Raw genomic sequence first — 22,220 nt, forward strand, 5'->3', positions numbered from 1 at the left:
CCATGACGGGGACAACCACGACCATGACGGGGACAACCACGACCATGACGGGGACAACCACGACCATGACGGGGACGGGCCCGGGGATTACGATCGTCCCGGTGGTGCGACCAGCAGTGACAGTACCCACACCTCCCCCACAGCCCGTGTTTGTCGATGGCGTAGTTGTGGCTAATGATGGCAATAACTATTTAATCGGCAGTTTGTTCAATGACACGATTTCCGGGCGCGGCGGCGACGACACGATTCTGGGTCGGGACGGAGCCGATATCATCAGAGGTGATGACGGTAACGATTCTCTCAACGGTGGCGCTGGTAAGGATATTGTTGAGGGCGGCCGCGGCAATGACACGGCGCGGGGCGGCAAAGGTGATGACTTAGTTACTGGCGACTTGGGCGATGATGTGGCTTTTGGCGACCAAGGCGACGATATTGTCTTGGGATCGGAAGGCAACGACACGCTGTACGGCGGTAAAGGCAATGACTGTCTCCGCGGAGGTGGGGAAGACGACCTGATGTTTGGCGACAAGGGTAATGACACTTTGTTTGGCGACACGGGTAACGACTGCTTGATCGGCGCTGCCGGCAACGATATCTTGTTGGGCGCCGACGGCGGGGATGTCATCACCGGCGGTGTTGGTAACGATACTGCTGACGGCGGCGCTGGTGATGACCTGATCTTCGGGGGCGATGGCAATGATTCTGTGTCTGGTGGGGCTGGGGATGATATTATTTCGGGCGATCGCGGATCTGATAGTCTGACCGGAGGCGAGGGTTCGGATATCTTTGTTCTGGGTCGGGTGGGTACGTCGCCTAGTGGCAGCGGGTTTCTGACTACGGGCGGCCGCGACATCGGTGATGCTGATTTAATTACAGATTTTAAGCCGGGAGATTCGATCGCTCTGGCTGGAGGTCTCAACTTTACACAGCTAGACATCTCCCAAGGTCAAGGCTCGAATTCTAGCAACACGATTATTCGGGACAAGCAAACTGGCGAATTTTTGGCGGTATTGATTGATGTGCGATCGAACTCGCTGGATGAATCTAGGTTTACTACAGCTCAAATTCCGCGCGTAGACGACAATCCCTTCGTCATTCAGGGCACAAGACCTTCGACCACGACGGGAACAAATCCTTCCCCGACTCCGGGGACAAGTCCTTCCCCGACTCCGGGGACAAGTCCTTCCCCGACTCCGGGGACAAGTCCTTCTCCCACACCCTCAACGGGGACAAAACCTGTTACGACACCTCCGGCGACGGGAACAACTGCTTCTCCAACTCCGGCGACAAGTCCGACTCCGGCGACAAGTCCGACTCCAGCAACGAGTCCGACTCCAGCAACGAGTCCGACTCCGGCGACAAGTCCGACTCCGGCGACAAGTCCGACTCCGGCGACAAGTCCAACTCCAGGGACAAGTCCGAGTCCGACTCCCACGGCGGGCGGGACAACTGCGAATCCAACTCCGTCGCCCGGGACATTGCCGACACAGGTTCCGAGTCCGACTCCGACTCCGACGGCAGGGACATTGCCGAGTCCGATTCCTTCGATCGTCCCGACTCCAACTCCACCTTTCGGCGGGGGGCCGGTGCCGCCGAGTTTTACCTCTCCGACTCCTAACGAGGCGCCGATCGTCGAAACTGGCAAGACGCTGACTGGTTTGCAGAATTTGCCTCTGTCTCTGAGCATTTCGGCGCCCAGCGACCCGGAAGGTCAGCCGCTGTCGATCGCGGTTGTCAGAGTACCGAATCCAACTTTTGGTGAAGTAGTTGTCGGTACGAGTCCGGTGGCTATCAACCAAAAATTGACGGTTCAGGAATTGCTAGGCTTGAAGTTCCAACCTAAAACTAATGCGATCGGGCAAGCGGGCTCTTTCAGCTACAGCGTAGCGGACGACCAAGGCGGCACGGCGGCAGCCTCAGTCGGGATTAACATCAACTCTTTCGACGATTCCTCAACCCTTCCCACCACCCGGCCGCCAGTGGCTGGCGATGACGGCATCGTATTTACGAGTACGAATAATTTGCTACCAACTTTCATCGATGTGCTAGCGAACGATTCGAGCCCGCAAAAAGGGCCGCTCAGCATTATTAATGTGGGCACGCCGAAACTGGGCATAGCTGTGAATCTGGGAGCTCAGGTGCAGTTCATCGCCGGCAATGTAGCGGGTACAACTACTTTCACCTACAGCATCAGCGACGGATTCGGGACAATTCCGGGTACAGGTACGATCGCCATTGCGATTTTGCCGGCAGATAGCGGGCCTAACAGGTTAGTGGGCGGCTCTTTACCGGACAATTTGAACGGTTTAGCAGGGGCAGATACTGTTGACGGCGGTGGCGGCAACGATACAATTAACGGCGGTGCAGACAACGACGTGCTCGTAGGCGGCCCCGGCGCTGATACCATGACGGGCGGCGGCGGCAGCAATCAATTCCGCTATACCAGTCCTGCGGATGGTGGGCTGGCTTTTGATGCGGCTTCTTCGGCGGCAATCAATGCTGCGATCGCTGCGGGCGGATACGATGTGATTACTGATTTTAGCGGTCTCGGTGTGCCGATCGCCGATCAATTTAACTTTGCCCCCGGATTCGCAAATCTGGGAGGTAACAGCCAAGTTCAGCTAACCGTGCAGACAAATGTTTCTACCAATATTCTGGGAGGAACCGCCTTCTTGTTTGCCTACGATTCCGGCGGCAATACTTACATCATTTATGACGGCAACGGTAACAACCAAACAGGCGGTGATTCTCGAATTTTGGCGAAGTTAAATGCTGTAACTGGGGTGACTACTCTGTCACCTTTTGACTTCACGTTTATCTAGGATCGAGCGTGAGGAATGCGAGTCCGCAGCTTTTTGCGGACTCGCATTCCGAACGATCGAACCGTTAAATCTGATTTTTATCAGAAAAAAGCCCCAATAAAGGGGCAATAACAGCACCAAAAACAAAGCCACCGGCGTGTGCCCAATAAGCAACTCCCCCAGATTCCATGCCGACGCTTGCCGGCGCATTCAAGGAAGCCAAACCGCTCAATGCTTGCTGTGCAAACCAAAATCCCAGAAAGAAGAAAGCCGGGACTCTGACTGTAGTAATAAAGATGCCCAAAGGTAGTAGAGTAAGAACTTTGGCTTGGGGATATCTAAGAATGTATGCGCCCATCACGCCTGCGATCGCGCCGCTAGCACCTAGGGAAGGAATAGCCGATGTTGAGGAAAAATACCACTGAGTTAGTGATGCTAAAACGCCGCAAGTAAGGTAAAATATTAAAAATTTTACGTGTCCTAAACGGTCTTCTACGTTGTTGCCAAAAATCCACAAAAATAACATATTTCCAGCTATGTGCAGAAAGCCTGCGTGCAGGAATTGCGAGCTAATTAGGGTCGTCCATTCGGGAAATGGCGAAACTGGCAGAGACACCCGGCACATATTGCTTAACTGGCAAGGAACTACGGCCCAAGAGTAGAAAAATTGCGTTAATTGGCGATCGGCTAATGAGAGTTCGTACAAAAATACTAATATGTTTGCAGCAATCAGCCCGAAGGTAACGTAGGGAGTGATACTGGTGGGATTGTCATCGCGTAAGGGAACCACAGCTTTTTTTGCCTCAACATCAAAATATTGGCAACACGATAACGCATTTATCTGTAAGCTGTCTCCTGTCTAGAGGAAGAAGTCAGTTGACAGTTGACAGTTGACAGTTGACAGTTGTCATTAGTCATTAGTCAGAAGGAAAAGGGGCTTGGCTGCTGTTGCCGTTCATCTTTGTCAATAAAAAGTGTTTGTCGTGAGGGCTTTTATGCGGACTAAAGTCCTCACTACAAACCTGTCTCCACAATTAACGTAATTCTCCGATTTCTAATTTTCCCAGTACAATTAAACTTTCCAGGTCTTCCACTGCATCAGGAAGGTATGTTTTTACTGTCTTTCTTATTAATTCTAAGGCAGTTTCATCAGCCCCTCCTAACATCCGCGTCAAGTCGCCAATATCTATACCGCGACTGGCTTGCAATTTCATTAATATCAAATAAGGTAATCCGATAATTGGCAAATTGTCGGGGGCGATGTTGGGATTTGCGATCGCTTCTCTAACCCAAGATTGTTGTGATTCAAGAACATCCAAAATACTACCATCTGGTAGTTGCCAACTACTACCATCTATGCTGAGTTCTCCAATTTTTATGCTGCCAGCAGCTACTAATTCTTGATAGATATTTTCAGCATCATCAGTCAATACTAAAATATTTAGGTCGTCAGTCACGCGTTCTGGCATATAAAGCCTGGTAGCAATTCCTCCTACAACAACAAACTGAGTTTTTTTGATAATAGCTTTAATGTTAGTAACCGGAGTGTTCCAAGTTTTTTGGCTGAGAAATTCTCAGGTGCTGCCGCTACCAGGACGGCATCTGCGCAGGGCGATTTCAATGTAAACTTTTCGTCTTTGTTCGGGAAGTCGCAGATTTTTCATGTTCATCTTTACATCTATATTTTATGCTGCTATTTCTATGAAAACTCCTACACTTTCTACGGCCATGATACTCACCGCACATAAAGCATAAATTCCCGTTCCTACCGCGACTTGTACTGTGTCTGCATTGATGATTTTAATCAGCTTCCAGCTATCGCCATTTTTTTGATAAAGTGTCCAAGAACGGATGTTTTTATCGGCGGGATTTTTCCACTGCAAAACATTGCTATTCCCCACTTTTTGTACTACGACTGATACTGGAGGGGCTGGTGGCTTGCCATTTTGCCAAGGCATGGCGGGAACGAGTGCGGGTTGTGTATATGTTGTCGATTTGAAATTATCGTAGATTTGCTGGCGGTTGTCGCTAAATGCTTTCATGCTGAAGAAAACATTACCCAAAGCTAAGTTGTCTTTAGAGTTGCGCGTAATCTCAATTTGATTGTTTATTTCCTGCACCGTCCATTTTATGCCGTCCAGTCTTCCTAGGTTATTTCCTACATAAATATGTCGGTTTTGGGGGTTGTTTTCTAGCCACCATTCCAGCAACATTGGATAGCTTTGAGCTGTTTGATCGATGCGCCAGTAAAGTTGAGGATTTAGATAATCTACCCAACCTGATTCTAACCATTTTTTGGCATCGGCATAGAGTGTTTCATAGGCGTCTAAACCTTTGCTTTGTGGTGGTTGTCCGGGGCGATAAATGCCGAAGGGACTGATGCCGAATTTTACGTTTGGTTTGACTGTTTTAATTCCTTGTCCGAGTCTTCTAACTAATTTGTTGACATTTTCGCGACGCCAGTCTCCTAAACTCATTTGGCCGCCTCGGGAAATATAACTATTATAAATCTTGCTGTCGGGAAATTCTTGACCGTCAATCGGATAAGGATAGAAATAATCGTCGAAGTGAACGCCGTCTATATCGTAGCGCTTTACTACGTCTAAAATGACGTTGTATGTCTTGTCTACAACTAAATCAATTCCCGGGTCCATCCACAAGTCGTCACCCCACGGATAAACGCATTCGGGATTGGTAACAGAGAGGTGCGGGCTGACGTTGGGAGGGGTTTGGGTATAAGAAACTTTGGCGCGGTAGGGATTGAACCAAGCGTGAACTTCGATGTTGCGTTTGTGGCTTTCTGTAACGGCAAATGTTAAAGGGTCATAATAAGGTTCGGGTGGTTTTCCTTGGCTTCCTGTCAGCCATGCACTCCAAGGTTCTAATTGTGAGGCGTAAAGGGCGTCGCCTGCTGCTCGAATTTGGAGGACAATTGCATTGAAATTCATTTCTTGCAGCCTGTCCAAGATTTTCAGGAGTTCGGCTTTTTGCTGTTCTGTGGAGAGTTTGTTGCTGAGCGGCCAGTCAATATTCCACACGGATGTTATCCAAACTCCGCGAAATTCTCGCTGGTGGTTGACATAAACTTGCGGTCTGGGAACTTTGCTGAGAACTATAATATATTGATTGTATATTTGTGGTGCTCTTTTGAGATATACTAATGCTTGATAAACCCAGGCTGCGACATCGGCTCTGGTGGCGTTTCCGGCGGGATTTAATAGGTTTAAGTTGGGGGCGTTGACGACTATTTCGGATTGGGTGGCGATGACGATCGCCTTTTTGGCATAATTAGGAATTTCTGTACTATCTTGGTAGATGTTGGAGAGGATCAGATTGCTTGTCGGCGCAGCATTCGCCCCAAATATACCGCTGACTAAGGCCACTAATGCCTCCGCCCTGGTAATCATGCTTTCGGGCTTAAACAGGTTGTCGGGATAGCCGGAGATAAATCCTCTTTTATATGCTGCTTGAATGGCGCTGGCGGCCCAGTGGGTGGCGGGAACGTCGATAAAGGATATGTAGGGTCGTTTGTCGGGTACGGGAAAGGCTTTGCTGACTATGGCGGCGAATTGGGCGCGGGTGAGGTTGCTGTTGGGGCGAAAAGTGCGATCGGGAAAACCGCTAATTACAGCCCGTTCTACTAAGCCATCAATGAATATTTTAGCCCAATGATTTTGAATGTCGGAAAAGCGATTTGTGCTGGAAACCATAGTTATTTGATAAGCGGGAATCGGGCATCGGGCATTGGGCATCGGGCATTAGTTATTAGTCAGTTGTTATTAGTTATTAGTAGTCAGTTACAAATAACTAATAACTAATAACTAATAACAACTGACTACAACAAACTGGCATTTTCGTACAGAAGCCGGATGATGTTGATGATTTTTTGTCCGTATAAAGGGTCAGAATTCCAGCGGCCTGCTAGTTCGTTGGCGGTGGGGGCGACGCCGCGCTTGACAAAGCGAAAACGCACGTTTTCTTTAACTAATGGTTGGTTGATTGGTTCTGTACTGGCGTAAGCTTTTAGGTGCTGAATTTGCGCTCTAATTCCGGTGCGGGCGTCGGGAAATGAGATGCCGGAATTTGTGGGGCTGATGATTCCCATGTCGGCAAAATTAAATTGTTCTGGTTTGACTGCACCGCCAAAGTTAAGATAGTTTGTTTCTAAACACATTTGACAAAAAGCTAGGTCGTGGTTGACGCCTTCTGCTGCTGCTTCTTGCACGTACATTTGAGGTAAGTTGGGGAAGACTCCCAGGGCTTTGCTGTTAGTTTGGGTGAGAAATACGGTAATTTGTTGGGCCGTGGTTAAACCGCGTCCCATGATTTTTCCTACGCCTGAGAGGATATCGCGGCGCGATCGCAGGGATACTGATGTTGTAGTCTGATCCCAAGTAACAGAAATTTCGCGATCGCGCAAATCGACTGCCCGCACAAATACGACTCCATTGTAGGTGATTCGGCGATCGGCTGCCTCGGGTTTGACATTGAGAGCATCTAGAACTTCGGAAGGGACAAAAGCATTTCCGTTGACCAAAATGCCTTTTTCTTCGTGGGGCGCGCCGTTGATTTGAATATTAATTAATGGATAAACTACAGGTTTAGGCGCTGGTGTTGGCGCGGGTGTTGGTGCGGGTGTTGGTGTTGGTGTTGGTGCCGGCAAGGGTTTCAAATCCGTATTTTTTAACCAAGCTTCGAGGCCGTCAGCGAGTCCGAGGGCGACATCGCGGCGGCGAGTTTGAAATACTTTTAAGTCGTCGGGACTGGTGATAAAACCGAGTTCAATTAACACGGAAGGAACGTTGATGCGGCGGCAAAATCCGAGGCTACCGACACCTGCTTCAGTATCTGGTTTGGCGCCGCGACTCGGTACTTCTGGGCACCTGCGCAAATAGCCATTTAATAGTAAATCTGCATCGGCTTTGCGTGTGGGGTTGCTGCCAATATAAAAGGCACTAGCACCGCGAATTTGGGGATTAGAAAAAGCATCAGCGTGCATTTCTACAGCTACGTCACCCGGCTGGCAGCGGTTGTTGATCCAAGCGATAGTTTCTACTAAACTTAGAGTATCGGGCACCGACAAAGTTGTGATACCTCGCTGCTTTAATTCAGCTACTACTAAATCCCGAGTTAGGATCATTTCCTGTGCTTCGGTGGTGCCAAATGCGATCGCCCCGGAATCGCGCACGCTGCCTTCAAACCCGCCATGTCCGGCTGAAACAAAAATAGAAGCCATTTAATAAAAATCTCCACCTTGCAGTTACTTCAGTGTCAGCTTTTTATGCTCGGCTTTTATTTTACCGCAAAGGCGTATATTTTATGATTGCATCAAAAATTTGTAGTTGCGTTCTGGGTGGGGGTTCTCACCCCCGAACACAACTACAAATTTGTTAATCCGCGTGGAGATCACATTTTGACAGCGGGGCTAGTCGAAGGTTTAGGTGCCTTAATTTCCTGCGATACTGCACGGGTGCGGAAGAGTTTAGCAACGACTTGCTCGCACTTGGACAAATCCGCTTCTATCTGTGTAAAGATGTCAGTTGATACCGGATCTGTAAACTTAGCGCGCAGGTGGTTGATATCGACAATACCTGTTTGCAAATCGCCGAGGGTGCTCCGCAGCAAGAAGGTTTCATCGGTTCCTTGCATCGAGGCTTTTAATTTAGCGTATTTGTCAGCAATTTGGGCGGGAATTGAGGGTTTTTCGCCGAAATCATTGAGGCGGTTTTCGAGAGCGAGGATGTGTTGCTGTTTATTTTGGATCATTTCCGTCAGGAGCGATCGCAAATCGGCATCTCCGGTTTTTTCCGCATAATTCTGAAACGCTTCGCAAGCATAGCGTTCCCCTGCGAGGGCGGTATTTAAACCTTTAACAATGTCGCCTTGTGTCGAGCCGCCCCAACCATTAGCTAATTTCCACCATTCTGCGCTGGCGTCAGTTTCTTCGGGTAAGCCGACTGCTTTGCCACCATAACCGAGGCGGGCTAAAATTGCAGTGGCAAATATTCCTAAATCTCCCGGTTGGCGGGAAGTAATCAAGTTACCGTCAACTACTAAAGCTTCGTTGATGTAGTTAGCTCCGGCATTAATCATGTCTGTTTTAATTGCCAAGAAACCCGTCGCATTTTTGCCTTTGAGCGAGTCGGCTTCAATCAAAAGTTGCGGGCCGTGACAAACAGCAGCGACTATTTTTCCTTGTTCCATCGCTTCTTTGACAAACCGCACTGTATTCGGGTTTGTTCGCATGGTATCGGGAGCCATACCGCCGGGAATTATCACTGCATCGAATTCTGCTGCTAATGATTCAGTGGTAGTTCCGTCAGCTTGCTGGGAGACTTTTCCTTGTTTTCCTGCATACTTTTCGTTAGTGCGGGAACCGAGGACAACTACGTCAAATCCTGCTTGTTTTAAGGCGTTGTAAGGAACCAGAAATTCGGAATCTTCTACTCCGTTTTCGATGAGTATGGCAACTCGTTTGCTTTTGGCTCCGTTATCTGCTGTCATAATCAGTTTCCCTCAGGCTATCTTTTTATCTAAATATAAGTCACCTCTCGTTTTTTGAGCATCTGGCTAAAGTGATAAAGTAGTTATTCTTAAAAGCTGTTAAGGTGAGTCTTTAGAGTTATTTTATAGTAGAGCAACACGATCAACTGTCAACTGTCAACTGTCAACTGTCAACTGTCAACTGTCAATGTACATAAGAGGCTCCGTTAATGTCGATCGTTGTTCCGGTAGCGTGCGCAGCCAAACCCGATGCTAGAAAGGCGATTACATTGGCGACATCTTGAGGAGGAGCGATTTTGCCGATCGGGATATCGCGTACAATCTGTGCTTCGCCGCACTCCCGAATAAACTTATCAGACATTTCCGTACTCACAAATCCCGGCGCCACAGTAAAAGCCAAAATATTATCAGCAGCGAATCCTCTAGCAATGCTGCGAGTCAAAGAAACGATCGCACCTTTTGATGCAGCGTAATGCAGATAATTCGGGTCATCGCCGCGAAAAGCAGCGCGACTTGCTATATTAATAATCGTACCAACCTTGCGAGTTTTAAAATGCAGAATTGCTTCCCGGCACAAATCAGCAACCGCAACTAAATTAACTTGTAGAGTTTGCTGCCAAGCCGACGACCAAATATCAAAATCGTCCTCGATACCAGCCGACTGCATAATCCCAGCATTATTAACTATAATATCAATATGACCGCGCCACTTTACAGCATCTTGCCACAAAAGAGAGGCAGCGTTTGGCAACATCAAATCTGCTGCTAATAAATAACAGCGATCGCGCGCCACACTTGCTGCTACCGAATCCGCCGCTTCCTGACTGCGACAGTAATGCAAAATCACCTCAGCCCCAGCATTAACCAGAGTCCGAACCGTTGCTGCACCAATCCCTTTCGAGCCGCCCGTCACTAAAATTACCTTTCCCGTTAAATCAATCATTTCCCTATCTCTCTTTTCTCTTTATCTGCGCCCTCTGCGCTCTCTGCGGTCAATCCAAAAAAATTGATCGTGTTCACAAACAAATAAATTGCTATATGATAATTGTAGAGGTTCGAGCGTTGTATTTAAAATAAAACTAAAATATCCCTATGAAAGCAGTTGTCTACGATCGCTACGGTTCCGCCGAGGAATTGCAGTACCGAGAATTGCCCGAACCGATCGCCAAATCGAACGAATTGCTAGTCAGAGTTCGCGCTAGCAGCGTCAATCCCGTAGACTGGAAAATCCGGCAAGGACACTTGCAACTACTTACAGGATTTAACTTTCCTCGAATTGTCGGTTCCGACATCTCGGGAGTTGTCGTAGAAGTCGGCTCGGAAGTTACTAAATTTCAACCCGGAGACGAAGTTTATACATTCTTAAATCCGATCGCTGGCGGTGCTTGTGCAGAATACGCTGTCGTGCCAGAATCGAGTGCCGCCTTTAAACCGAAAAATATCACCCATGTCGAAGCAGCAGCAGTACCGATCGCAGCTTTAACGGCTTTGCAAGCGTTGAGAGATTTGGGTGAAATTAAAGCAGGATACAAAGTATTGATTAACGGCGCTTCCGGCGGAGTCGGGATTTTTGCGGTGCAAGTTGCTAAAGCAATGAATGCGGAAGTAACGGGAGTTTGCAGCGCAAAGAATAAAGAATTTGTCAAGGATTTGGGAGCAGATTGTGTTGTCGATTATGCAGAAATTGATTTTACTCAACAGCCCGAAAAGTATGATATAATTTTGGATGCTGTCGGTACAAAGACATTTGCTGAATGCGAAAACGTGCTGCAACCGGAGGGAGTTTATATCTCGACTTTGCCGAGTTTTGAGAACCTCACACCAATGTTGACTAGCTGGTTTATTCCTGGTAAAAAAGCTAAATTCATTCTAGCCAATGCCAACCCAGCCGACTTGGAGATTTTGCGGGAGTTAATTGAATCCGATCAAATTGAGCCGATTGTCGATCGCACTTTCAGCTTACCAGAAGTAGCCGCCGCCCACGCTTATAGCGAAACGGGCCGCGCTGTTGGCAAAATTGCGATCGGCATTGAAGAAGTCAGTTGACAGTTGACAGTTGACAGTTGACAGTTGACAATTGGTAGGGGCGATGCCGGGCCGTGTCCGCCCTCTTAGTTGACAGTTAATAGTTAATAGTTAACAATTACCATTACCAATTACCATTAAAAATCTAAAATTGCCCTATTACCAATTCCCGATTTCCGATTCCCATTACCAATTCCCCATTCCCTATGACTGTGCCCTCAGACTTGGAGACATCCAAACAAGATTCCGACAACAACCTCGAACAAGTTAGCGCCGAAAATAGCATTGCACCAGTCGCCGATGATTTGACGGATGTCAACAACTTAGAATATGAAGAAGTTAGCGCCGAAAATAGCATTGCACCAGTCGCTGATGATTCTACGGATGTCAACAACTTAGAAGCTGAAGAAGTTAGCGCGGAAACGGAAAATAGCATTGCACCAATCGCCGATGATTTCACGGATGTCAGCAACTTAGAAGACGAAGAAGTTAACCCGGAAAATAGCATTGCACCAGTCGCAGATGATTCTACGGATGTCAGCAACTTAGAAGACGAAGAAGTTAGCGAGGAAAATAGCATTGCATTAGTCGCTGATGATTCTGCTGATGATTCTATGGATGTCAGCAATTTAGAAGCTGAAGAAGTTAGCGCGGAAAATAGCATTGCATCAATCGCAGACAGTTTTCTGGGTTCCCGCAACCTCGAAGACGAATATCTCGACGAACTTCCTGACGAAGTTGAGATGTCTTTGTTCGACCATTTAGAAGAATTGCGACAGCGACTTTTCTACTCGCTAATTGCAGTAGCAGTCGGTGTAGTTGGTTGTTTTTTAACTGTTAAACCGATCGTACAATTGCTAGAAGTACCCGCCGGGCCTGTCAAGTTTCTGCAACTAGCTCCCGGTGAGTATTTCTTTGTTTCTATCGAAGTAGCGGGATACAGCGGTTTGCTGATTGCAAGTCCGTTTATTTTTTACCAAATAGCGCTATTTGTGCTACCCGGTTTGACTCGCAAAGAACGCGGGTTGCTCGGGCCAGTGTTTTTGGGTTCTAGTTTCCTCTTTGTGGGCGGGCTGGTATTTGCTTATATTGCTCTGATTCCGGCGGCGCTGAACTTCTTTGTTACCTACGGGGCCGATGTTGTAGAGCAGTTGTGGTCGATCGACAAATACTTTAAATTTGTACTGTTGTTAATGTTCAGCACGGGTTTAGCTTTTCAAATCCCGATTGTCCAAGTATTGCTCGGCGTTTTGGGCATAGTTTCTTCTAAGCAAATGCTATCTGGCTGGCGTTATGTAATCTTAGGTGCGGCTGTTTTGGGTGCTGTTTTAACGCCTTCTACTGACCCTTTGACGCAAAGTCTTTTAGGCGGTGCGGTGCTCGCTCTTTACTTTGGCGGCGTTGGTTTGGTGAAGCTTTTGGGGCGGTGAAAATTAGAAACTTTGAAGTTTTTGGGCTGAGCGAGTTGTACCAAAAATATGGTCGATAGCTCAAAAACTAGAGCTATCCGCCCTTGCTTGTGTGAATTTTGAACTCTGAAATCTCGATTCGGAAAAATCTAGTGCACACCAAAATATGTGCGCGTATTCAGCGGACTCAAACCAAGCGAGCGCGAAAGTTGTATAGGCGATCGCCACAGCTTCAATACCGATATTCGGCGACCTAATAACAGAGTAAAAGCAATATCCCCACAAGGTAAAAGAAGCAAGCAGCCCCAAAATACCTGTAGAAACAGCAGTGTCTAAAATCAAGTTGTGAGCTTTATAACTCGGTATTTTTTCAGTGCGAACCTGTCCGTTTAGGGCAATATAATCGTAAGAAAACTGACCGAGATTCACAATTTCAGGAATGTTATTAGGATTGGCGACAAAAGGATAGGCGATGCCAAATCCGTTAAAACCCCAGCCAAAGAGAGGCCGTTTTTGAATCCCGCGCACAGCAAGTTCCCACATGGGCGATCGGCTGGACATTACTTGTGCGACAGATACCCGATTCCAGTCCAGCGGCCTTGTAAAAGTCATGGCACTAATTGCCAGCAATCCAATAAAAATAGCCGGGATTAATTGCTTGTAATATTGCCGTCCCAGCAAATAAAAGAGTGCTATCATTAAAGATACAATTGCTGTTCGAGTGTTGGTAAATAGCAAAGCAGGGAGAATGAGAAATAAAGCGAGGCTGGAAGTGCGATCGCTAATTAATTTCCACTTCCAACCAACCAAAGAAATAATTGCGGCGAGAGTCAATACTATAGCTGCGTGGCCGCGGTGCGAGAAAAGTGCGATCGGCTGCTGTCCCCGAAAAATCGTACTAGCCAAAACATCATGTGCGATCGACTGACCGTTCGTTGCAGTATAATCAATTTGCCAGTTGACAACTTGTGGAAAAACGCTAATCGCTACCACCACACCTCCTATCAGCAAACCCCGCATTTGAAAGAGAAACAATTCTGGATGAAGTTTTAGTAGCAACCTATTACTCAGCGAAAAAATAGAAATTAACAGCCAGTACAGCCAGCCATCTCCCATTTGGTCTTGTCCCCAAAAAGAACGTTCTGGGAAAGGACTGTTTAGGGTAGAAATCGCTCCCACCGTCAAAAAAACTCCCCACAAAATTGTGCAGACTTTCCACTGCCGGGAAAAAGTTAAAAATTTCCTTTCTTCCCATAAAAATGATAAATTTGAAAGCACAATCAGCAGGACAACAAAAACTTTAGGTTGCGTCCAAATTTCGCCACGGCTGCCTCCCCAAGGGTTGATGAGAATGAGGCTGAAAGCATATAGCAGAGTGTAAAGATTTTTCATCAGAAAGATAGTTGTGTCACTGTTCGGGCTAGCATCGCGATCGCAGAATCTATGTTTCATCATTTCGATCGGAAAGATAGTTATGTCACTGTTTAAAAACCTCGCTGTCAACTGTCAACTGTCAACTGTCAACTGTTTAACCAGCCTGCCGCTTTTTCCGCAAAATATGCCGCATCGCAGCGAACCACAGCAGCATTCCCTTAGCCGCCAAAATACTCCCTGGTTCCGGTACAGCTTCCGCATCAATTGGCTTGGAAATTTGGCGCATCTTGAAACTTCCTTCCCGTTCCTGAAAAGCTAATTGAATCGGAAATGCTGTTTCTGCTGTCGGGCCAAATAATGAATCAATGCCAGTGATTCTAAAATTATCTACTGGATAACCCAATAAAGAAACAAAGTCTAACTTATCTCCAGGACTGAAATTACCGAGTATCGAGTCTCCTACTGCAACGGTAAATTGTTGGTCATCGCCCATAGGGAAATCAAGAATTTCAGTAAATAAAGTGTCTTCCAGAGATTGGAATTCAAAGCCGTAAGTAGTTGGAGGGTCAAACCAGCGGCAGCCGGGAACTTTGTTGAAGACTTGCCAGCCGTTTTGGAGAGAATTGGGAAGTATGGGATTTTGTTGAGTTAAGCCGCGCATTTCTTTTCCGAATCCGCCGCCGCCGCTAGTTGCTACACTAAAATCCGGTGATTCTTGTGGGTTGTAAACATCGACAAACAGCTCGTAATTGCCTCTGTCTTGTCCGCGAGCACCTCCACCAGCAGCACGGACATCGAGGTTGATATTGCCGCTACTGCCTACAGTACCTGTTAGTGCGGAGGCAAAACCATCTCCTACAGAACTGCTGTTGTCGTCAAATCCTAGCCGAAAACCTGAGTTATTGTGAGTGCTTAAGAATGTGTTTGGGTTGCAGCGATTGGAGGGGAGGTCATTGTTTGTCCAGGCTATATATTTTGAACCAGGGGTGAGTTGAGAGAGGTTAAAACGGTCTACTTCAAAACCGGAGGCGAGGCTGTCGGAAAATTTTTTAGTGGTTTTAGGAGGAGTAAATATGCTTTTCCAACCCCATGAGATACCATCATATATCGTGACTTCATTGGGTTTATTAAGGGGATCTTTTACCTCAGCCAAGTAAAGTTCTGCATCCCAAGCTTTGTTATTATAGATATCATCTCGAACAGGGTAATCACGAAAAAGAATTGTTTGATTTGGATATCTTACCGTTTTACCATAGGTATCGTAAAAAGGGTTAAATGTTTGCTTTTGTGGGTTTTGAGGGTCTAAAAAACTTAGTTGTGTCTGCTCTATTACAGTGTCAATTTTGTTCTCGAGAGTTCCGTAAGGTTGCTTAATGACTCCTTGAAGGGTAGATATATAGGCATGATTATTAACTACCCTTTGAATAAAATGAACATTAGTGCCTACTGGATCTTGACCAACGACCGGGTTGTAAAGAACTTGTATTTCTGCTCCCACATTGGGTGTAACAAAAGGAATATACACCCCAATATCAAACCGACCTTTTAAAGATTCTACTGATGGCGCTTTGTTAAATGTCCAACCGTTTTGCGCCCAAACGGATGAGGTCAGCAGGTTAAAAAAAGCATCCGTTCCGCCGACTGGTAGTTGCGACACAGTAGTTGTATAAGTAGTTACGGTGCCAATACCTTGCTGGGTATAAGATATTGAAGAACAATAAACAGAGCTTTGGGTACAGGGAGAATCTGGTCTTTGCGATGGCATTGTGAAAGAAAAAGCGAAACAGGCCCTACCTGTTAGCACAAACAGTAAAGGGGACGTTAATAAAACTATCCGGTATTGATGTAATCGCATTCTTAACAACTCCTTAACAGGGTAGGTATGGAATAAAAATCTGTCTTGATATGAAATCGATATGAAATTGTGTCTCAATTGCTATTTATGTGCCAGGGTAAACTACGTAAACCTTGACAAAGGGCGTTGTTGCTTCACCTGTCCAAATCTCTCGTATTAGGTGTTCTTCATCTTTTTTAGGGTCATAGCACGGTCTTACAGATCGGGAACTGATATATCTGAATCTAATTTGATAATCACCCGGCTTTATGTTGTCAAAATACCACGACCCCCCCAATCCGTCAGAGCCTCCGATTAGCAGACTATTCTTCTGCCAAAAAACTTTGGTGTCCGGGAAAAAAGTTGCGTGTTCTCCTGGTTGAATTAAGGGACAAGCGAGTTGCGGAGAGTTTAGGAGTCTATCTCTACCTCCTTTGCTTTGTAATACTTTACCATCGGCTTCCACTATTTCTAAGGGAATTACAAGCAGGGGATCGAAAAAAGGTAAGCGAATAGGAGAAGGCGAGTTGTTTGTAATCCGAATAGCGAGCTGAATCAAGGTATTTACATCTGGTCGATTCTCAGGGATTAACCATACTCTATTTGGCACCAAAATTTCAAAGCGGATGCCATCAATTTCAACTGCATTCTTGTTAGTCGATTCTACAGATGTCAAGTTATATCCCCTCTCACTTTCCACCTCTTCAATCGCCATAACTTCTTTAGGCACATGACTCAATGCCACTAAGCCGGAAAGAATTAAAACTAATAAAAATAGGGAAAAGTGCTTCATCACATCAAACTGCCTTGCTTTCTGAAAGTGATTTATTAACTATAAAACTATATATTAGGACTGCTCCCTCAAAGTTGAAACGGTAAAAATACTGATTTTTTAGATGATAGTTTCCCGACCCTCTGCAATAAAACCACTAAGTCGCACTTTAATATGAATTTGACAACCGCATATATACGAAAAATCGGTGACGCTCGATCGACTTAATAAATAGCACTTATTAAGTTTGTTTATGCTTCCGCAAAATATGTCGCATCGTACCAAACCACAACTGCAACAGTAAATTGCTGGTCATCACCCACAGGGAAATCGAGAATTTCAGTAAATAAAGTGTCTTCTAGAGATTGGAATTCAAAGCCGTAAGTAGTTGGAGGGTCAAACCAGCGACAGCCGGGAACTTTGTTGAAGACTTGCCAGCCGTTTTGGATAGAATTGGGAAGGATGGGATTTTGCTGTGTCAGGCCGCGCATTTCTTTTCCGAAACCGCCGCCCCCGCTAGTTGCTACGCTAAAATCTGGCGATTCTTGTGGGTCGTAAATATCAACAAACAATTCGTAATTGCCTCTGTCTTGTCCGCGAGCACCTCCACCAGCAGCACGGACATCGAGGTTGATATTGCCGCTACTGCCTACAGTACCAGTTAGTGCGGAGGCAAAACCATTTCCGACAGAGCTACTGTTGTCGTCAAATCCCAGTCGAAAACCTGAGTCATTGTGAGTGCTTAAGAATGTGTTGGGGTTGCAGCGGTTGGAGGGAAGGTCGTTGTTTGTCCAGGCTATATATTTTGAACCTGGAGTAAGTCCGTCTAGCTTGTATCTGTCTTCTTGATAGCCGGAGGCTAGGGTGCCGGAGAAGTTTTTAGAGGATTTACGCCGAGTTTGGTTTCTCCAACCCCATTTGATCCCGTTATAAATCGTAACTGTTCTTTTCCGGGTTATTAAATCTTGCGTCTCTTCCACTAAGTAAAGTTCAGCATCCCAGAAATGGCTTTCCACAGGATCTACTCTGTATGGTACGTCCCCAAAGAATCTGTACGGCGGTATGCCTAATCCGTTCCCTGCATGGCCAGTATAGTATGGGGTAGTTTGCCCAATATCAATATCGAGAATGTTTTCAATAGAACCATGTCGATCGGGAGTGCGGCTATGATTGTTGTACACTCGTTGAATCCATTGAATTCCTCTAGTAACACCTGTGGGGTCAGGTACGGGGTCACCAGTTAATAGGGCTGGAGAGTACAGTAATTCAAGCATAGCCCCAACACCTTCTGAGAAAGGGTCTTGTATTTCTGCTCCACAATCTGTAGTTTGCGGGCCGCAGATGTAATAGTTCAGGAGATTAAAGCTACCTTGTAAATCATTCTCGGCACGTCGAAATTCCCAACGTCCCGGATAGCTATTAGAAAAATCGTTTAGCAATTGCCAAAGCTCATTCGTGCCACCTCGTTGAATCTCTTCTGCAAGAACTAAGTACGCTTCACCCTCATAATTAGGTTCGTTGTAACGAATAAAGGCATCGGATCTTCCACCTGGAGGAGGATAATTGATAGTAAAAGCAACACCGGATTGTCCTGTAAGCGTTACTACTAAGGTTACGGCCAACCCAAGTAGGGAATATTGTCGCGAAGCCATTTTGTAACTCCTTTAGGTAGTAGGTTTTAAAAAAATAGCAGTTTTGGCGTGAAACAAAATTTAAACAGTAATTGCGATTTGATTTCAATTCATCAATAGACTAGGCGGAACTCCTCCCAAGGTGTAGACGCCTTTCCTGTCCACAATCCTTCCACAGTTCCTCCATAAGGGATTTTTCTCACAGCGTTTTGATTTTCATAAGTGAACCGAACTTGATATTTACCTGGATTGAGGGTGCGAAAAGTCCAAACACCGCCAGAACTTTCATAGCCTGTGAGTCCAAACTTGTCTCGCTCGCAGTACAACTCGCCTTCCACAAAGAATGTCAAACTCTCGTTTGGCATAGCTAATAGAAAATCGTCTTCTTGCAGGCCTTTGGTTGCATTTCTTGCATAAGAGCGATCTATTACTGTCCCTTTAGCATCTTGAAGTTCTGGCATCAATCCACATAATTTAAAGCCAGCGGGAATTGTCGAAAGGTTGGTGACGCGAATCCCAAATTTTACGGGAGTTGTGTCACCGTCTTTAGTAGGAATGAGTACCTCGCGCTCTGGCACTAAAGTTTCAAAGCAGATGCCATCTACTTCAATGGTTTTGTTCTTAATTGATTTTCTTTTTCTAGATGCCATGTTTGTTATCCTCCCATGCTAATTCACGTTGAAATAAAATCATTGAAACGGTTGGCGATATCCGATCGTTCTTGCAAGATACGATCGCGATAAGCTGGTTGTTTCATCAGTTATATAAATATCTCAAAATGATTCTTTCTGGCATCAACTAGCTTGGTTTCTTGAAAATAAATTATCTGAATATGCCATTTGCTTCAACGGCATTTTTGTCAAAATATTCTCTTTTTGCCATGCTTGCTACTCTCTCAATTTTAAGAGAACCAAGTAGTCTCGAAGAACAGCACCGATCGCTAACAACCCACGAGTATTTTGGTTATTGCTGTTTCATCGCTATATATAACTCTAGAAAAATTCTGGGTGCTTGACAACCGCAAAACTACTTAAGTTTTTCCAAGAAACTTGACCTCTATTGTTCAGTAAATACAGTGAATGGCGATTGATCGACTTAATAAATAGCACTTATTAAACTTGTTTATGCTTCTGCATGAATTTTCACGTATGCACCATTCCCATCCAGAGGTCGGCTCTCCCGGATGCTTGTAAAAAGTAGCGATCGATACAATCCACCGCAGTTTTTTACCATCTTGCCCTAGAATCTGTAACGTTGTATTTAACTATTAGAAGCGCAACGAGGCTGCCGTTTTATTCGTAATCCCAAGAGCGAGTTTTACAAGAGTTGTAGCATAGGGCTTATTTGAGGGGATTGTCAAGACACGATCGGGCATGAAAATTTGAAAGTGAATGCCATATACTTAAAGTGTATTGCTGTTAATAGATACAGGTGCATAAATTTCCACTATCGACCAAATTGATTATTTAGGAGATACAGCAAACCATCTGTTTCTCTCTTCCTCCTCGTCGGACTCACTTTAAGGCGGAATCAGCCTAAACTCCACAAAAGGTGTATTCACCATTCCCACCCAGAGGTCTTCACATAAAAACTCTAATTTTTCTGTGAGGGATCTGTATGTTAAGTTAATCTGGTATGTACCGAAGGCGAGATCGTTAAACCTCCAACAGGATCTACCTCCACCTGAAACTATCAGGCTTAACAGATTATTTGCTTGCCTTGTAAGGCTAGCTTTGAGAAATAAAGTAATGCTTTCTCCTGGTTTCACAAGTTGTAAGTCGGATTCTTGAGGAATAACCCATCCCAGACTACCGCCACAGTCTAGGCGAGGTATCACACCATTTTCTCCTATTAGTTGGGGAATCAATGTATCAAATAAGATAAAGCGAAAAGGAGTTGAGGTATTGTTGGTAATTTTCATCCCAATCTGTACGGGAATTTTCGCAGATGATGCGGTTAGCGGAACTCTTAAGCTTGGCTCAGTAACTAGCGTTTCAAAGCACATACCATCGACTTCTACTCGATTGTTGTGATGCGGCACAGGTTCAATTAATCGTAAATTAATCGCAGGACTTGCAAACGAACTTTTCTCACTTTCTTCTACTCTAATTCTTTCCGCTGTAGGTGAATCTTTTAATAAGAAATTATGGCCCGGACTTAAGTAGATGAATCGAAGCTGGTAAGTTCCTAGTCGTAAAGGTTGAAACAAATAAACTTTTTCAGAACTAATAATAGTTGTGGTAGCATAAAAAAGACTCGTTTGGAGTTGCAGGCAGTTATTCTGCCAAAAGAGCTTTGCCATAAAAGACCGCACTATAGCTCTGGTTGTTGTGTTTTTTGGTGTAATTGCTATACCCTTGTAATAGTTAGTTGCTATTGGTCTATCGCTCGTTTTTTGAGGGCGTATTTCTTTACCGTCAACAGTAAAAAGTTCGGGCGTTAAATATTTATCTATGAAAGAAAACAATGTTGATGTATTATTAGTAATCGCTAAATGAATCTGTACAAATGTAGTTGCATTCGTACTGTTCTTCGGTACGGCCATCACTATAAATGCGGGTTCCCAGATTTCTATATCAATACCCTTTTGTTCCACTGTATTGTTGTCACTTGAATTAAAATCTGTCATATTTATTACCCTTTATATGCCCAAAATTTTCATTAACAGTAACTATTTTTTGTGCTTTATTTAATACCAGGACTCTAAAAATGATGAAATTCAATAAAAACTATAAAAAATGCTTGCTCACATCAATTAGCATTGCTTGTTGAAAGTTACTTCTCAGCTATTTCAATATATATTAGGACAAATCAATTAATATTTTAACCGTAAAAATACTGATTTTTTACGTGATAGTTTCCCTCGTACGAGCAGTAAAACTACTAAATTGCACTCTCATATTAATTTGACAACCGCAGATATACTGATAATGCGTTACGCTCGATTTTTTTAATAAATAGCACTTATTAAACTTGTTTATGCTTCCACCAAATATGTCGCATCATACCCAACTGCTGCAACATTACTTGTGTCCGCAGCATAAAAAGATGGATAAACAGGCAATAAAAATATAGAGGTGCGATCGCCCGCGCCTCTATATTTTAGTAAAAGTTAAAATTCCACACCAAAGTTTTGTCAAAACTTTGACTACATTCGGAACTGTTCTACTTCAGGCGTATAGCCGATCGGCAAAATGTAATCGAGATTCTCGTGGGGACGAGCAATGATGTGATACGATAGCAACTTTCCGCCATCGACCTTTTTAACTGATTCAATTCCAGCAGCAACGGCTGCTTGCACTTCAGAGATATCTCCTCTAACTATAATTGTCCAGTAAGCGCGGGTTATTTTTTCATAGCGAACTAAAGTAACTCGGGCTGCTTTCACCATTGAGTCTGCAACTTCTACGGCAGCGGGAAATCCTAAGACTTCAACCATTCCAACTGCAACACCCATTACAACATTCTCCTAAGTTTCACAAGATATCTGAGACTCATTGTAGGTGAAAGTGTTGACAGAAATTGGTTCGGATGATTTTGGTCGGCTGGATATGCCGGCCCAAAATAAAAATATCCCTAGAAGCTTTTGCGAGATTAAAATCCCACAGTAGCGCGCGCCGGAAAGCCCGCCACAAAACAGTTTTAATCAAAATAATTGCGAAAATTAGCTGTGCGACTGCTTAATTCGCCCTGCGCGAGCAAGCTGAATGACAAATTCGCCTCGCGATTTTCGGGACTTTGAACTCAACAAATCCAGCCGCCCGACACAAAAATTTACAAGCCGCGATACCTGGGCGATCGACCGCTCATGACCAATGACTGATGACTGATGACTGATGACTGATGACTGATGACTGATGACTGATGACT

The 22,220-nt window shown here is 45.2% G+C and carries 16 protein-coding genes; 3 read left to right on the forward strand and 13 right to left on the reverse strand.

Annotation, left to right across the window (positions count from 1 at the left end; all coding sequences use genetic code 11):
- The coding region (locus QT974_RS04785; protein ID WP_333467378.1) for a calcium-binding protein at positions 1 to 2,822 on the forward strand (2,822 nt) is incomplete at its 5' end.
- A gap of 64 nt (positions 2,823 to 2,886) precedes the next feature.
- On the opposite strand, the gene QT974_RS04790 is transcribed toward QT974_RS04785, so the two are convergent.
- The 6 genes from QT974_RS04790 to QT974_RS04815 form a co-directional block, all read right to left on the reverse strand.
- Entirely contained in the window at positions 2,887 to 3,591 is a 705-nt protein-coding gene (locus tag QT974_RS04790; protein WP_333467379.1) for a rhomboid family intramembrane serine protease, read from the reverse strand.
- A gap of 244 nt (positions 3,592 to 3,835) precedes the next feature.
- Positions 3,836 to 4,270: a hypothetical protein gene (locus QT974_RS04795; RefSeq protein ID WP_333467380.1), complete on the reverse strand. Its 435-nt coding sequence runs from the start codon at positions 4,268 to 4,270 to the stop codon at positions 3,836 to 3,838.
- 216 nt (positions 4,271 to 4,486) lie between these two features.
- Positions 4,487 to 6,553, reverse strand: a complete 2,067-nt coding sequence (locus QT974_RS04800; protein WP_333467381.1) for a glycoside hydrolase family 10 protein — start codon at positions 6,551 to 6,553, stop codon at positions 4,487 to 4,489.
- 83 nt (positions 6,554 to 6,636) lie between these two features.
- Entirely contained in the window at positions 6,637 to 8,037 is a 1,401-nt protein-coding gene (gene tftA / locus QT974_RS04805) for a hormogonium tapered terminus morphoprotein TftA (RefSeq protein WP_333467382.1), read from the reverse strand.
- Between the two features lie 170 nt (positions 8,038 to 8,207).
- Positions 8,208 to 9,305 carry a DJ-1/PfpI/YhbO family deglycase/protease gene (locus QT974_RS04810; RefSeq protein WP_333467383.1) on the reverse strand — a complete coding sequence of 366 codons (1,098 nt, stop codon included), beginning with the start codon at positions 9,303 to 9,305 and terminating at the stop codon, positions 8,208 to 8,210.
- 184 nt (positions 9,306 to 9,489) lie between these two features.
- On the reverse strand, positions 9,490 to 10,248 hold the full coding sequence (locus QT974_RS04815; protein WP_333467384.1) for an SDR family NAD(P)-dependent oxidoreductase: 759 nt from the start codon (positions 10,246 to 10,248) through the stop codon (positions 9,490 to 9,492).
- Positions 10,249 to 10,397: 149 nt separating this feature from the next.
- Here QT974_RS04815 and QT974_RS04820 point away from each other — a divergent pair, with 149 nt between their 5' ends.
- Both QT974_RS04820 and tatC read left to right on the forward strand, forming a co-directional pair.
- Positions 10,398 to 11,351 carry an NAD(P)-dependent alcohol dehydrogenase gene (locus tag QT974_RS04820; RefSeq protein ID WP_333467385.1) on the forward strand — a complete coding sequence of 318 codons (954 nt, stop codon included), beginning with the start codon at positions 10,398 to 10,400 and terminating at the stop codon, positions 11,349 to 11,351.
- A gap of 593 nt (positions 11,352 to 11,944) precedes the next feature.
- Entirely contained in the window at positions 11,945 to 12,760 is an 816-nt protein-coding gene (gene tatC, locus QT974_RS04825) for a twin-arginine translocase subunit TatC (RefSeq protein WP_333467400.1), read from the forward strand.
- Between the two features lie 60 nt (positions 12,761 to 12,820).
- Here the strand turns inward: tatC and QT974_RS04830 are convergent, their stop codons facing one another.
- From QT974_RS04830 to QT974_RS04860, 7 genes are all read right to left on the reverse strand, one after another.
- Positions 12,821 to 14,194: an O-antigen ligase family protein gene (locus QT974_RS04830; protein WP_333467386.1), complete on the reverse strand. Its 1,374-nt coding sequence runs from the start codon at positions 14,192 to 14,194 to the stop codon at positions 12,821 to 12,823.
- A 73-nt stretch (positions 14,195 to 14,267) separates the two neighbouring features.
- The gene (locus QT974_RS04835; protein ID WP_333467387.1) at positions 14,268 to 15,878 is read right to left on the reverse strand and encodes a hypothetical protein; all 1,611 of its coding nucleotides are present in this window, start codon (positions 15,876 to 15,878) and stop codon (positions 14,268 to 14,270) included.
- A gap of 175 nt (positions 15,879 to 16,053) precedes the next feature.
- Positions 16,054 to 16,743, reverse strand: a complete 690-nt coding sequence (locus QT974_RS04840; protein WP_333467388.1) for a hypothetical protein — start codon at positions 16,741 to 16,743, stop codon at positions 16,054 to 16,056.
- A 227-nt stretch (positions 16,744 to 16,970) separates the two neighbouring features.
- Positions 16,971 to 18,371 (reverse strand): hypothetical protein, encoded by a 1,401-nt coding sequence (locus tag QT974_RS04845; RefSeq protein WP_333467389.1) that lies wholly within the window; start codon positions 18,369 to 18,371, stop codon positions 16,971 to 16,973.
- A gap of 92 nt (positions 18,372 to 18,463) precedes the next feature.
- Entirely contained in the window at positions 18,464 to 19,000 is a 537-nt protein-coding gene (locus QT974_RS04850; RefSeq protein ID WP_333467390.1) for a hypothetical protein, read from the reverse strand.
- An 869-nt stretch (positions 19,001 to 19,869) separates the two neighbouring features.
- On the reverse strand, positions 19,870 to 20,979 hold the full coding sequence (locus tag QT974_RS04855) for a hypothetical protein (protein ID WP_333467391.1): 1,110 nt from the start codon (positions 20,977 to 20,979) through the stop codon (positions 19,870 to 19,872).
- 519 nt (positions 20,980 to 21,498) lie between these two features.
- Positions 21,499 to 21,807 (reverse strand): carbon dioxide-concentrating mechanism protein CcmK, encoded by a 309-nt coding sequence (locus tag QT974_RS04860; RefSeq protein WP_106149684.1) that lies wholly within the window; start codon positions 21,805 to 21,807, stop codon positions 21,499 to 21,501.
- Between the last annotated feature and the right edge of the window lie 413 nt (positions 21,808 to 22,220).

The sequence above is a fragment of the Microcoleus sp. BM001215392 genome, assembly GCF_036700185.1.
GTDB lineage: Bacteria > Cyanobacteriota > Cyanobacteriia > Cyanobacteriales > Microcoleaceae > Microcoleus.